The 11,827-nt window shown below is 60.4% G+C and carries 18 protein-coding genes; 12 read left to right on the forward strand and 6 right to left on the reverse strand.

Going from position 1 to position 11,827, the window contains the following annotated elements:
• Positions 1-85: 85 nt before the first annotated feature.
• Genes LB568_RS15010 through LB568_RS15025 form a run of 4 tightly spaced genes read left to right on the forward strand, consistent with a single transcriptional unit; the run spans position 86 to position 2,491 of the window.
• Entirely contained in the window at positions 86-571 is a 486-nt protein-coding gene (locus LB568_RS15010) for a hypothetical protein (protein WP_013897220.1), read from the forward strand.
• A complete protein-coding gene (locus LB568_RS15015; RefSeq protein ID WP_140572455.1) occupies positions 568-1,788 on the forward strand; it encodes an NRAMP family divalent metal transporter in 1,221 nt (406 codons plus the stop codon). Before LB568_RS15010 ends, LB568_RS15015 begins: the two co-directional genes overlap by 4 nt.
• Positions 1,788-2,147, forward strand: coding sequence for a hypothetical protein (locus LB568_RS15020; RefSeq protein ID WP_013897218.1), 360 nt, complete (start codon positions 1,788-1,790; stop codon positions 2,145-2,147). Before LB568_RS15015 ends, LB568_RS15020 begins: the two co-directional genes overlap by 1 nt.
• Before the next feature lie 2 nt (positions 2,148-2,149).
• Positions 2,150-2,491 carry a hypothetical protein gene (locus LB568_RS15025; RefSeq protein WP_140572456.1) on the forward strand — a complete coding sequence of 114 codons (342 nt, stop codon included), beginning with the start codon at positions 2,150-2,152 and terminating at the stop codon, positions 2,489-2,491.
• 438 nt (positions 2,492-2,929) lie between these two features.
• On the opposite strand, the gene LB568_RS33475 is transcribed toward LB568_RS15025, so the two are convergent.
• Entirely contained in the window at positions 2,930-3,064 is a 135-nt protein-coding gene (locus LB568_RS33475) for a hypothetical protein (RefSeq protein WP_263497028.1), read from the reverse strand.
• A 177-nt stretch (positions 3,065-3,241) separates the two neighbouring features.
• Between LB568_RS33475 and LB568_RS15030 the strand changes: the two genes are divergently transcribed.
• A complete protein-coding gene (locus LB568_RS15030) occupies positions 3,242-3,457 on the forward strand; it encodes a hypothetical protein (protein WP_013897215.1) in 216 nt (71 codons plus the stop codon).
• Positions 3,458-3,573: 116 nt separating this feature from the next.
• Here LB568_RS15030 and LB568_RS15035 read toward each other — a convergent pair whose 3' ends face one another.
• Positions 3,574-4,218 carry a redoxin domain-containing protein gene (locus LB568_RS15035; RefSeq protein WP_224730543.1) on the reverse strand — a complete coding sequence of 215 codons (645 nt, stop codon included), beginning with the start codon at positions 4,216-4,218 and terminating at the stop codon, positions 3,574-3,576.
• An 81-nt stretch (positions 4,219-4,299) separates the two neighbouring features.
• Here LB568_RS15035 and LB568_RS15040 point away from each other — a divergent pair, with 81 nt between their 5' ends.
• The 4 genes from LB568_RS15040 to LB568_RS15055 all read left to right on the forward strand — a co-directional run bounded on the left by LB568_RS15040 (position 4,300) and on the right by LB568_RS15055 (position 6,334).
• Positions 4,300-4,491, forward strand: a complete 192-nt coding sequence (locus LB568_RS15040) for a hypothetical protein (RefSeq protein ID WP_140572457.1) — start codon at positions 4,300-4,302, stop codon at positions 4,489-4,491.
• A gap of 2 nt (positions 4,492-4,493) precedes the next feature.
• On the forward strand, positions 4,494-4,748 hold the full coding sequence (locus tag LB568_RS15045) for a hypothetical protein (RefSeq protein WP_224730544.1): 255 nt from the start codon (positions 4,494-4,496) through the stop codon (positions 4,746-4,748).
• Positions 4,749-4,786: 38 nt separating this feature from the next.
• Positions 4,787-5,956, forward strand: coding sequence for a DUF3182 family protein (locus tag LB568_RS15050; RefSeq protein WP_224730545.1), 1,170 nt, complete (start codon positions 4,787-4,789; stop codon positions 5,954-5,956).
• 132 nt (positions 5,957-6,088) lie between these two features.
• Complete coding sequence (locus LB568_RS15055) at positions 6,089-6,334, forward strand: hypothetical protein (protein WP_224730546.1); 246 nt, start codon at positions 6,089-6,091, stop codon at positions 6,332-6,334.
• Positions 6,335-6,705: 371 nt separating this feature from the next.
• On the opposite strand, the gene LB568_RS15060 is transcribed toward LB568_RS15055, so the two are convergent.
• Together LB568_RS15060 and LB568_RS15065 are read right to left on the reverse strand one after the other, a co-directional pair.
• Positions 6,706-7,227, reverse strand: coding sequence for a ferritin-like domain-containing protein (locus LB568_RS15060; protein ID WP_013897210.1), 522 nt, complete (start codon positions 7,225-7,227; stop codon positions 6,706-6,708).
• A gap of 188 nt (positions 7,228-7,415) precedes the next feature.
• On the reverse strand, positions 7,416-7,718 hold the full coding sequence (locus LB568_RS15065; protein ID WP_041164431.1) for a DUF982 domain-containing protein: 303 nt from the start codon (positions 7,716-7,718) through the stop codon (positions 7,416-7,418).
• A 293-nt stretch (positions 7,719-8,011) separates the two neighbouring features.
• Between LB568_RS15065 and LB568_RS15070 the strand changes: the two genes are divergently transcribed.
• From LB568_RS15070 to LB568_RS15080, 3 genes are all read left to right on the forward strand, one after another.
• Positions 8,012-9,043 carry an SDR family oxidoreductase gene (locus LB568_RS15070; RefSeq protein ID WP_181176685.1) on the forward strand — a complete coding sequence of 344 codons (1,032 nt, stop codon included), beginning with the start codon at positions 8,012-8,014 and terminating at the stop codon, positions 9,041-9,043.
• Positions 9,044-9,259: 216 nt separating this feature from the next.
• The gene (locus LB568_RS15075) at positions 9,260-10,288 is read left to right on the forward strand and encodes a YihY/virulence factor BrkB family protein (RefSeq protein WP_140572461.1); all 1,029 of its coding nucleotides are present in this window, start codon (positions 9,260-9,262) and stop codon (positions 10,286-10,288) included.
• A 50-nt stretch (positions 10,289-10,338) separates the two neighbouring features.
• Positions 10,339-10,515: a hypothetical protein gene (locus tag LB568_RS15080; protein WP_013897206.1), complete on the forward strand. Its 177-nt coding sequence runs from the start codon at positions 10,339-10,341 to the stop codon at positions 10,513-10,515.
• Positions 10,516-10,541: 26 nt separating this feature from the next.
• Here the strand turns inward: LB568_RS15080 and LB568_RS15085 are convergent, their stop codons facing one another.
• Entirely contained in the window at positions 10,542-10,862 is a 321-nt protein-coding gene (locus LB568_RS15085) for a hypothetical protein (protein WP_181176686.1), read from the reverse strand.
• A gap of 542 nt (positions 10,863-11,404) precedes the next feature.
• Positions 11,405-11,608, reverse strand: a complete 204-nt coding sequence (locus LB568_RS15090) for a CsbD family protein (protein WP_013897204.1) — start codon at positions 11,606-11,608, stop codon at positions 11,405-11,407.
• Positions 11,609-11,827: the final 219 nt, after the last annotated feature.

The following is an 11,827-nucleotide window of genomic DNA, read 5'->3' on the forward strand; positions in this document are numbered from 1 at the left end:
AACGATGTCGGAAGCAGGCCCTGCTGCCAGCACGGAACCCAGGCCAGCCTCGACGCCGCAAATCGCGGACGAGAGGAACTTTCCTGTGGTTGCGGGCTTTATCTTCATGATTTCAAGCGATTGCAATGAGGGGAAGATGGTCGGCCCTGTTATTCGGCTGAGCCGCGCCTGCCTACCGCTGCTCTTACTGGCGCTAACCTCCTGTTCTTCGTCCGACACCGCCGAACAGCAAACGGAGCTTGCAAGCTCGACGGCGCAGGCGGCCGCGATGGTGACTGATGCCTGGCTTTCGGGTGCCGCGCCATCCTGTTACGCCTCTTCTGCCTTGCTATCCTTCGCCGAGACACTCGCCGACGCCGCCCGGCAGGTGCAGTCGGCCTCTCCGTCCGATCCAGCGAAGCGCGATGCGTTAAGCACTGCCTTCAGCCGGTTGTCGAACGCGGCGAACCGGGCCGCGAGCGCGGTCAAGACCGAACACCACGCGCAGGCCGACCAGGCGCAACAGGAGCTCCGTGCCGCGCAAGGCGATCTCGCCAAGGCCTACAGCGAATATTTCGCGCCGCAACGATGAAGAAGCTGCTCGAGATCTCGCTGGGTGTCGTGACCAGCGTCGGCGGCTTCCTGGAGGTCGGTTCGATGGCGACGGCGGCACAGGCCGGCGCGCTGTTCGGCTTCCAGCTCATCTGGGCGGTCGCGCTCGGCACCATCTGCATCATCTTTCTGGTCGAGATGGCTGGTCGCTTCGCCGCGGTGAGCCGTCATACCATCTCCGATGGCATCCGCGAACGGTTCGGCTTCAATGCGTTCATCTGGCCGCTGCTTGCAGCCTTGTTGGTCAACTTCCTGGTGCTCTCCGCCGAGATAGGCGGCGTTGCCATTGCGGCCGAGCTTGCCACGGGCATTGGTTTCCAGTGGTGGGCGTTGCCGGTGGCGTTTTTCGCGTGGCTGCTGTTGTGGAAGGGCACGTTCGGCCTTATCGAGAAAGGCGTGTCGATCCTTGGCCTCGTCACCCTCTGCCTCGTCGTGGCAGCCGTGATGCTTCACCCCGACTGGAAAGGGGTGGCTGCCGGTGCCGTGCCCAGCCTGCCGCAGCACGACACGGCAAAATACTGGTTCATGGCCGTCAGCATTCTCGGCGCCTCGATCTCGCCCTACCTTTTTATGTTCTATTCCTCAGGCGCGATCGAGGATCAGTGGGACAAGAGCTATCTCGGCGCCAATCGGGCGATTGCTGGCCTGGGCATGACTTTCGGTGGAACGATTTCCGTGGGCGTTCTGATCGTGGCGGCGGTGGTGCTTGGCGCTAATGGTGTTACCGAGGTGGACGACTATAACCAGCTTCCGCTGATGCTGATCCCGATATTCGGCTTCTCGGGTTTCGTACTTTTCGTTGCTTCGCTGGCCGTCGCCTGCTTCGGCGCCACGCTCGAAGTGGCGTTGCAGCAAGCCTATCTTGTCGCGCAGGGATTCGGCTGGACGTGGGGCGAAGATCTCAAGCCGCGCGACGATCCCGGCTTCAGCCTCGTCTACACGCTGAGCCTCTTCCTCGCCGCCGTTCCGATAGCGCTCGGTCTCGATCCCCTGAAGCTCACCATCTTCTCAATGGCGCTGACCGCAGCCAGCCTGCCGCTGACCGTCGTTCCGTTCCTTATCCTGCTGAACGACGACCGCTATGTCGGCGAGCACCGCAACGGCGTCGTTTCGAACACGGCCGTGATCTTCATCATCGCACTCGGCTTCGTGCTGGCGGTGGTGACCATTCCGCTGCAGATATTCGGAGGCACCTGATGCAACTGCTGCGCGATATCCTGGACAAGCAGGTCGTCGACCGCGAACAGGTCAAGATCGGCAAGGTTGATGGGCTGGTCGCCGAGTTGAGACAAGGAAAACCGCCCAGGGTCGTTGCCATCGAACTTGGTTCGGTCGCGCTGGGGCGACGGCTTGGCGCGGCGCCCGGGCGATGGGCCGCGCGGCTCGCGGCAAGGCTGAGCGGCAAGCGCCAGGCACGGCCGCATCGGATCGCGTGGAACAAGGTGCGCGACATCGGGGTCGACATCGAATTCGATATCGACGTGCGCCGGACCAAAGTCTTTGCCTGGCAGGACTGGCTGCGCCAACACGTCGTCGGCCGGATTCCGGGAGCCTGACGATGGCGACTGTCAATCTCGACCATCTGGCAGGCAGGCGCGTGTGGTCCGAAAACGGCAGGAGCATCGGCTATATCGAGGAGATCATCGCAGAGCAGGATGGCGACGACCTCGTCGTGACTGAATTCCATGTCGGTATCTTCGCCGCTTTCGAGCGCCTGTCCGCTTCGACCATCGGCACTGCATTGCTCGACGTCTTCGCGCTGCGGCGCCGCGAGGGTCTTTATCGGATTCCCTGGGACAAGATCGATATTTCCGAACCGGCACGCCCGAGGCTGCTCTGCTCGGAGCAAGAGCTTTCCGGCTTTACGGCCGGAAGCCAACGACGAAAAACTTCGCACTGAAATGCTCGTCAGACACGGCTCAAGCCAACCAACCATTGATCCCGCTCGGGTCTAGGCTGCAAAAGTCGGGTATCGAACGTGTCGGGCAAGCGCGGGTGAAATGGTGCCCTGACGGATGCAGTGGTCACAAACGTCCGGCGGCAAGAGGACGATCATCTTCGCTTCTCGCTCCGCCAAAGCGGTCTGCCGGCCAGCGAGAAGGGGATTGCGAGCACGCATGTCAGGAGAAGCGCTACGAATAGGTTCGCAATGATTTCGCCGAACTGCATGTGCAACTCCCGCAAACAAACACCCGCCGTGTCGCAGGCAACGGCGGGCGTTTGTGAACCGACGACAAAGGGACTGATGCTCGCCGGTTCCTAACCAAATGAGCTTCACCGGCTTATGTTTCGGGATTGGGACCAATGCTTTCGCCCATGGACTACAGTCGCAAGGCGTTCACATCCAGCTCAAGGCCGCTACGGTCGGCAACGTGACATTTCGCCAGCCGTTTTGCGCGGATGCCTCCGGAACCATCGCCTCGGCCTCGCCGTTCAGGGTTCGAGTCAGGAAGGAGGTTTCGATGACCGGCAAAGCACCACCCACACCTCCCGGGAACCAAAGCCCAAAGGGTCCCGGCGACCCGAAACAGGCGCCGCTTGATCAGAAGAGCAAGGGCGGATCTCCAGTTCAAGATCCGGAGAAACGCGGGCACCAGGGCAATACCAGGGTGAACGTCACTCCACAGCGTAGTCAGCAGGACCGTTGAACATGTCGACATCCAGCAAGACGCCCGCGAGCGTAAGACAAGGCGGCCCGGGCGCAGCTCACGAGAACGCCAAAGCTCCATTGAAGATCAGAAAACCGACGGCGAGTTCCGATCAGCGCAGCCATAGCGGGGTCTCCGGTGGTGGCGGCGAGCGCGACCGTCATCATAGCCATGATCCGGAGAGAAAAGGCGACACGCGCCCTGCACACCGGCGGTGAACCGCTTCCCGGGTTGTCTGGCGGGTTTGCTTCTGACTCCGAATGCTCGCGCGGGGCCATTGCCGTGGCTGTGCTGGGCTAAGAAACGAGTTGCTTGAAATCGCGGGCGAACGATTTCACCCTTTGTCAGATCGGCCTGCGAATTGATCGACTGCCCCCGCCATTTGTAGCATCAGCTCGTCCATTGAGATTGAATTGTCTCCATAGGGATAGAAGTCTGATTTGTCGCCGGTTTTCCATTTCTGCCGCAGTTCGGGTTCGGTAATGTCCCAATCGCGATAGGTCTGGCGCGCCAACTCGCGCAGATCGGCGTGCAACTCCGAGACCGCCGGTCGTCCCCAATAGTAATAGCCGTTGTAGATCTTAAACACTTTCAGATCGCGGCCGAGCACGATTGTGTGCGGGATCATCACGTCGTGCGACGTGTCAGTATATTCCTTGATGTCCAGATCCTTCTGTACGATCCGCTCCTCGTCATAGAGGAACGGCCACGAGGCCGCGGTCTGCTGGCGGTAGTTGTTCGTGGTATGCCAGTCGTCCGTTGTGATGGTGACAAGTTGGGTGTAGCCGACGACGAACTGCGGATGGAAGCGCACGAGCTCGAGCACATGCCGACGATCCTTCGGGCAGAATGAGCCACGCGTCAGCACAATGACCATAAGCTGGTCGCCCTGCAGATCCGATAGGCGCCGAGCTGTCTTGGTGTGGTCGGGAAGAACATAATCCGGGAATTTCGCTCCAGCCGATATATCCTGTCTCATCCGGAATTCTCCTATGTGTTTGGGACATGTACCGAACCCGCGTGGCTGCTGCTTGTTCCTGGGATTTGCGCGGCGCGAGAGGTGGAAGCCTCCAGGCTGAGCGCGCCGGTCTCGCGCTGGGCCGCTCATGGCCGCTTTCGTGGAATGGAACAGCGGCTTTGTGAAACTGTTGTTTATGCTGCAAAGGAGAATGCCAACGGTGGCAGTGAGAGCGAAACCATACTGGCAGTGACCTTCATCATCGTTGCGCAGCAGGCGCAGACAGGCAGCTGACGATGCGTAGGAAGCGTACAAATGCGTCCGAGAAATCGGAAGTCGAACGGCAAGAGGGCAGCGCGATCAAAGAAAGCGGGACGCTGCCGGGATCCGCGCCGACGGGCGACGATTTTCCTCGTCGGCCCAAGAAGAAGCGAGCGCTCGACGGAAATGACCGGGATGCGCATCCGGTCAGCGACGAGCCACTGCCGGACGACGAGGAAGAGCTCGTCACCTCGCAGAACCCGTCGAGGCGAGACATTGACGAGCCGTGACTGGGACGTTCGGGCTGCGACTTTCCGGGCGAACAAAAATGTCAGACCGCGACAACCGCGTGCATTTCGACATGTCGACCGAGGCAACCGGCGTGGTCGTTGCTTTCCGAGCACCAGCGGGTGAACCGATCCGCGCCCACGAGCTATCGGTGATCGGGACCATCGCTCGCGCCATCGCTCGTCTCAAGGGATTTTCCTTCAGAGAGGATGTCGCAGGCGTCACCAACAAGGCGGGGAACCACTATTTTGTCCCTGACGATAGCCTGCTTGCGGCCGATGCAGCCCGCTTGGGAATTCGTGGACCAGAACACCTCTATGGCGGGGTTGTGCCGTGGCATTTCGTAAAGACCAAGGCCATAACGCACCCACTCCTCGACGGTTCAGCCGACCGACCGAATGGATGGCGCTCACAGTTCGGCGAAGCCACCTGCATGGCTGTGCTGCCTGGCTATACTGTTTTCTCGCGATCGGATGCTTTGCGAGCAGCAGAACGTCTGCTCAGGCGTGGTCCGGTTCGTCTCAAGCCCCCGCTTTTTTCGCGGGGCAGTGGCCAAGTCGTCGCGACGACGTTTCGTGACTTCGAGAGGCTGATGGAGCGTTTTTCCTCGTCTGATCTGGAAACGTGTGGGCTTGTGCTCGAAACGAATATTCACGCCATCATCACGCTGAGCGTTGGCATAACGAGAATCAATGAAATCGAAGTCGGCTACCACGGCACCCAGACGACGACTCTCGACAACAAAGGTCGGGCCGTCTATGGCGCCTCTCATCTGAACGTTCTGCGTGGTGGTTGGCGGGCACTTCAGAATTCGGACCATCCGCTCACGCTGAAGCTGGCCGTCGAGCAGGCGCAAGCGTACGACGCGGCCATGGCCAATTACCCCGGATTTTTTGCCTCGCGACGCAACTACGATGTCGGCCAAGGGATCGACTCGTCCGGCATTTGGCGGTCGGGCGTGCTCGAGGCCAGTTGGCGGGTCGGCGGCAGCAGCTCGGCCGAGCTCGCTGCAATAGAACTGATGAACGCGGATCCGGAAATCCGAACCGTCCGCGTGTCCGCCGTCAAGCAGTACGGGAAAGATTGCAGGCCTCCGGAGGCCGCAGACATCCACTTCCAGGGAGACGATCCCGAGGAAGGCCTGATCACGCGCTATACCGTCGTCCTGCAAGCTAAGCGCCGCCTGCCTGGACAGTCATTCTCGTCCTAGGCGATCTGTTATCGTTCAGAACCGAACCGGCGCCTGAGCACTTATCAAATCCAGAACGATAAAAACTCCTCGCACGCAGCCGGAACGACACAGTCCCAATTGCCGTTAGCAATAAAAGCACAGGAGAAAGCGATGACCGGACGCAGAATCCGTGAGCAGCAAATGCGCAACATCGAGGAGCGCGAGAACACGAAAAACGCGCCCAAGGAATTCGACGCCGAGGCGGACCTGAAGCAATCGGCTGCCGAGCGCGAGGCGCGCCGGAAGGGGTCGGATATCAGAAGCGACCCGCCCGACCTCGTCGACCCGGACGACCGCAACATCCTTCGCAGCAAAAATCAGGAAAGTGCACACAACAAGAATCGAGGTGCTAAGTAGCACCGCCTTGCACCGGCGCGTCCGCTTTCGGCTTTGGCTCTTGCACCCCTATCTCTGAATTCTTGAACCTCCGCTTCGGTGATGTTCGACGCCAACAAACTCGTTTTTGGCCCGATCGAATGAGTTCATGCGCGTGAAACAAAAGAATGCCGAGGGTTCGCGGAAGGCTGGTGCGACGCCAAGGAAGCGGCCGCTCTGCTGAAAAGGGGATGAAGAATTTCGCAACAAAGGAAAAGGCGGCACGCTGATTGACTGCTGTCTCACCGCGCCATTGCCCCGTCAAAAGAATGCGGCCCCGGTCAGATTACCGGGGCCGCATCGCCAGACTCGGCGTGGCATGCGAACGGCAGCGCATGTCTCGTCAGCGCGCCTTACGCGGCCGCCTGCAGGGCCCGCTTGTTCGCACCGCTTTCGCCGAGCCTGGTAAGCGTCTCGTCGGTGGCGGATTCTTCCTTGAGAGTCTCGCGCAGCAAGGGCAGGGCGTCTTTCAGCCCCAGTTCCTCCGCCCAGGCGATCAGCGTGCCGTAGCGCGCTATCTCATAATGCTCGACCGACTGGGCGGCAGCTACAAGGCCGGCGTCGAGCGCCGGCTCGTCCTTGTATTCCTCGAGGATCTCCGATCCCTCTTCGATGATGCCGTCGATCGCGGGGCACGTCTTGCCTCGTGCCGGCTTGCCCAGCATTTCGAAAACCTGTTCGAGCCGGTCGACCTGGCCTTCCGTTTCGGTGCGATGCTTTTCGAAGGCCGCGCTCACCTCTTCCGCCTGAGCCGCCTTAGCCATCTTCGGCAGCGTCTTCAGGATTTTCTTTTCCGCATAATAGATGTCTTTCAGGCCGTCCACGAACAGGCTTTCGAGGCCGTTCGCGGCGCCGGACGAACTTTTCTTCGCCATGAATGTCTCCTTTAGTGGGTTGCCTTTCCAAGGAAAGGCGCCAGATCGTTGTTCTTAGCTACTGAACTCAAGGAAGGTGTTCGACTTCCTTGAGCAACAAAACAGGCATGATCGACCGATGTTCCCGACGAAATAACTTGTGAACTGATGTTCAGAAAATTCCGACGAGCCGAAGTAGGAGGAGGTAGTCACGTCAGCGGACCTTTACGGTCGCCGGACGAAAGCTGGTCGAGTATGCTCAGCGCTATGCTCGGCCCGGAATCCTCCAGCAGACCCTGCTCAGCGGCCGCTTTCTTGAAAGCAGCAAAGGCGATTGCCGGACGGCAAATCCCTTCACCCGCGTCTTCCACAAGGCGAGCCGCCTTGAGATAGGCTGGCGCGTCCTTATTCTTCCACGCCCTGCCAAGTGCCTTCTTGGCGTCGGCGATCGAGGAAACCACCATCGTGCCGCCGTTGACGAAGTGGATCGTGAGCGGCAGGAATCTGCTCAAGGCTCTTTCACCATCCTAACCACTCGTTCACGCCGCAGGCGGGGCCGATGAAGGGCACCGCCGTCAGGGCCGCCGCTGCCGGAACAAGAATGGGATTGTAGGTCCAAAAGGATTTCATCTTGCCACCGTGTAGTGGCCATAAACGAAGCTGCCGCCGAGTGGTTGCATCCAACTTCGATGTATCCACAGAGGGCTGGCGCCTGCCCGAAGATGACCGGAAAGCTGGAGGCGCGGTGCAACCTCAACCTTTTCTGTCCGCATGCGTTGTCCCCCGAAAGCGAAGGAGAAAACCGATGCCGACGAAATCCGCCAGGGCCGCAGTATCCGCCGTACCGACCAAATCCGCCACGCGGACCAGATCCACTTCCGAGCAGGCGGCTAGCAAGCAGCGGAGTGTGCAGCGCAAGGTCGATGCGGCCGATCGCGCCAAGCCGAACGGCAAATCCAAATCGCAACGAGCCATGCAGGCGGGCGCGCGCAAATATCCGGTGCCGCCGTTCCCGAAGCAGCATCATCCGAAACCCGGTGAGGAATGGGCGATCGAGCCGGCGCCGCTTTATGATGCGCCGTTCTGGCAGGGATCGAACAAGCTGACTGGCAAGGTGGCGCTGATCACTGGCGGCGACTCCGGCATCGGCCGCTCGGTCGCCGTGCTGTTCGCCCGTGAAGGGGCCGATATCGCCGTTGTCTACCTCAGCGAGGATCGCGACGCGAAGGTGACAAAGCAAGCAGTCGAGGCCGAAGGCAGGAGCTGCATTACCATACGCGGCGATGTCGCCAGGCGGACCTTCTGCCGCAAGGCGGTGGAGCAGACGCTGAAGGTCTTCGGCAAACTGGACGTGCTCGTCAACAACGCCGCCTTTCAAGTGCATTCGTCGGATTTCGCCGATCTCACCGAGCAGCATTTCGACACCACGCTGAAGACCAATCTCTACGGCTATTTCCATATGGCGCAGGAGGCCGTGCCGCACATGAAACAGGGCTCGGCGATCATCAACACCGGTTCGGTGACCGGCATCGAAGGCTCGAAGGATCTGATCGACTACTCGATGACCAAAGGCGGCATCCATGCCTTCACGCGGGCTCTCTCGGGCAGTCTGGTCAGCAAGGGTATTCGCGTCAATGCCGTGGCGCCTGGACCTGTGTGGACGCCGCTCAACCCATCGGAAAAGGAGGCGGAGGATGTCTCGCGCTTCGGCGCCCAGACGCCGATGAAGCGGCCGGCCCAGCCGGAAGAGATCGCTCCAGCCTACGTCTTTCTCGCTTCGCCGCAATGCTCCAGCTATATCACCGGCGAGATCTTGCCGATCATCGGAGGCTATTGAACGCAACCGCCGCTGCCGTAAGACCAGGCCTATTTCGACCAGGCATTGAAGGTCGGAACCATTCGATCCACGCGCAATTGACCTCTGCGGGCCGCGTTAGTCGGACCTGGTGGTAAAGAGAACAGGGTGGTCTTTCCGGCTTCACACCTTGGCCAACGAAAAGGCAGTCGAGCTCTTGTCCCACCCGACCCGCTTTAATTGGGCGCTGGCCATCGCATGGCGGAAGACAAGAAATCGAAGACCGACTGGTCGCAGGAAGGCTGGCTTTTGCTGAAGGAAAGCGTCAGCGGCTACGTCAATGACAACGCGCTGAGCCACGGCGCTGCGATTGCTTTCTACGCGGCGACCTCCCTTGCGCCGATCGTTCTCATCGTGGTGGCGATCGCCGGCATCGTCGTCGGCAACGATGCTGCCCAGCTCGCGCTCTCAGCCGAGTTCGCGGGCGTGATGGGGCCGCAGAGCGCCGATCTCCTCAAGGCAACGATCGAGACCGCTTCGCATCGAGGATCCAGCACGCTGGCCACCCTCATCGGGCTGATGGCGCTCCTTGTTACCGCCTCCGGCGTCTTCGGCGAGATGCAGCTGTCGCTGAACCAGATATGGAAGGTCAGGCCCAATGGCGTTTCGCTTTCGCGCCTGGTGCGGGCGAGGGCTGCGAGCCTAGGCCTGGTGGCGGCTCTTGGTTTCATGCTTCTGGTGTCGCTCGCGGCAAGCACGGCGATCTCGGCGCTGGGCGCGGTCATCAACCAGCACCTGCCTTTCGGCGAGCTGATCGTGAGCGCGATCAACACCGTCGTGTCGTTCGTGCTGATCGCGCTGCTCTTTTCCGCGATCTACAAGGTCCTGCCGGACCGAACGCTGAAATGGCGCGACGTCGCCGTTGGCTCGTTGGTCACGGCGCTGCTGTTCACCATCGGCAAGTCGCTGATCGGCTGGTACATCGGCACCAGCGCCATCGCGACGTCCTATGGCGCCGCTGGCGCGCTGATGGTCGTGCTGCTCTGGGTCTATTACTCGGCCCAGATATTTCTATTCGGCGCCGAGATCACCCGCGCCTATTCGGTGCTGAGCGGCAGCCGGCAGGATCGCGCGCCGATGGTGCAGAGCAGGCCGGGCTCGCAATTTCGATCTGGACCCACGACCGCAGTGCGGTTCGGATCTCCTGAGAACAAGATTCGTGGTTGGATCGTTTTCATCTGCCTGATCACGCTGCTGGTCTCGCAGGTCTGGCGGCGGGAGGACTGAGCGTCGCCCCTGCCGACGCCGCCAAGCGCGTAGACACCGTCCTCGCCGGCATGGACGATGCCAAGAACAAGGCAAAAGCGGCCGCCGATACGGCCAGGAAGGCAAGCGCCGCTTTCGCGCTGGTCGGCGCTTTATCCGTGATTGTGGGCGCTTTCATCGCCAGCGTCGCCGCAGCGCTCGGCGGCAAGCAGCGCGATGAAGACGAGGCGCTGTTCGTCCGGGACTGACTGCAAACGCCGCTCGCTTGCTGACATTACTCAATCAAATTCGCCCGCTGGCTTGCCGGCGGGCGAATTATTTTTAGTGGAGCTGGCAGGTAGTCATCCCGAGCCGCCCTGGCGGCTGGCGTCGCCTCATTGTCGGTCCTATCGTTCTCCCATCGCTTTTCGATCTCGTAGGAAAGCCAGCGGCAGAACATGCCGATGATCGAAGTGGCGGCGCCGCCGAGCAAGCAGGCAATCAGCAACGGACTTTTCGATGCGCTATCCCAGCTGACGATCGCCAGCAGGATCACGCTTGCCGCGGAGATCGAATATCCGATGCCCTTGAGCAGATGAAGCGACGATCTGGTCATGCTAATCCGCCTCCAAAGATGGAACAATTAGCTGTGACTGAAGTTCCATCTCCGCGATATGTCTCCAGCGGCGGGGCGCCGGGCGGCTCCGTCCGGGTCGGCTTGCGATCGCAAAGGCGCAGGTTCCCTCTCGGCACGTGCTTATCCAGAATGCCCGCAACACAGCCGCCATCCATGCAGGCCAAGCCTAACGAGATTGAGTGTTAGCGCTCCCGTTCGCTGGAATCTCGTACCCCGGGGATTCACTTGCCTGCCGAATAATTCTTAGCGCTTCCTCAGGCGTGAGACCGCATTTGCGGGCAAAATAAACCGCCTCGGTAGCCTCCGAGCGAGAGGCTGTCGCTATGGCGGACAATGCTGATTTCAATTTCTTCTTGGCCATGGTTCACCGTGGCAGACTCATTTGGTCAGCTAATAGCTTCGCGGCCCCAAATTCGGACTTTGAAGCATGGCGAGAGCGCAACGTTCGTGTGGTCATACGCTGACGCGAGTTGGAGAAGGGTTGATTCGAGCGATACAACCCTTCTTCATTGAGCGTTGGCCTACCAGCCTTGGCGGCGAGCCCAGTCATCGACGTCGGCGCGGACACGATCCTTCTCGATGCCGTAACGTTCCTGGATCTTGCCTTCAAGCTGGTCGCGCTTGCCGGCGATGCGGTCGAGATCATCGTCGGTGAGCTTACCCCATTGTTCCTTCACCTTGCCTTTGACCTGCTTCCAATTTCCTTCGACGCGGTTCCAATCCATGGTCCAAAGTCTCCTTAGGTTGCATTGCATAACAACGGCGGCGATGTCCGGGAGTTCCTGCCAAGAGGGTTGTCGCGAGTAGGCGTTTGCTTTTGCAAACGTATTGCGCCTCGCTGGTACCCAACTACATTTTGCAGTTGCAGATCGACGACGGCGCCACCTGATGGAACCTTATCCCGCTTGGTCGACTTTATGATCGAGGGCAAGGGCGCCCACGGA

Source organism: Mesorhizobium sp. B263B2A (genome assembly GCF_020165775.1).
Taxonomy (GTDB): domain Bacteria; phylum Pseudomonadota; class Alphaproteobacteria; order Rhizobiales; family Rhizobiaceae; genus Mesorhizobium; species Mesorhizobium opportunistum.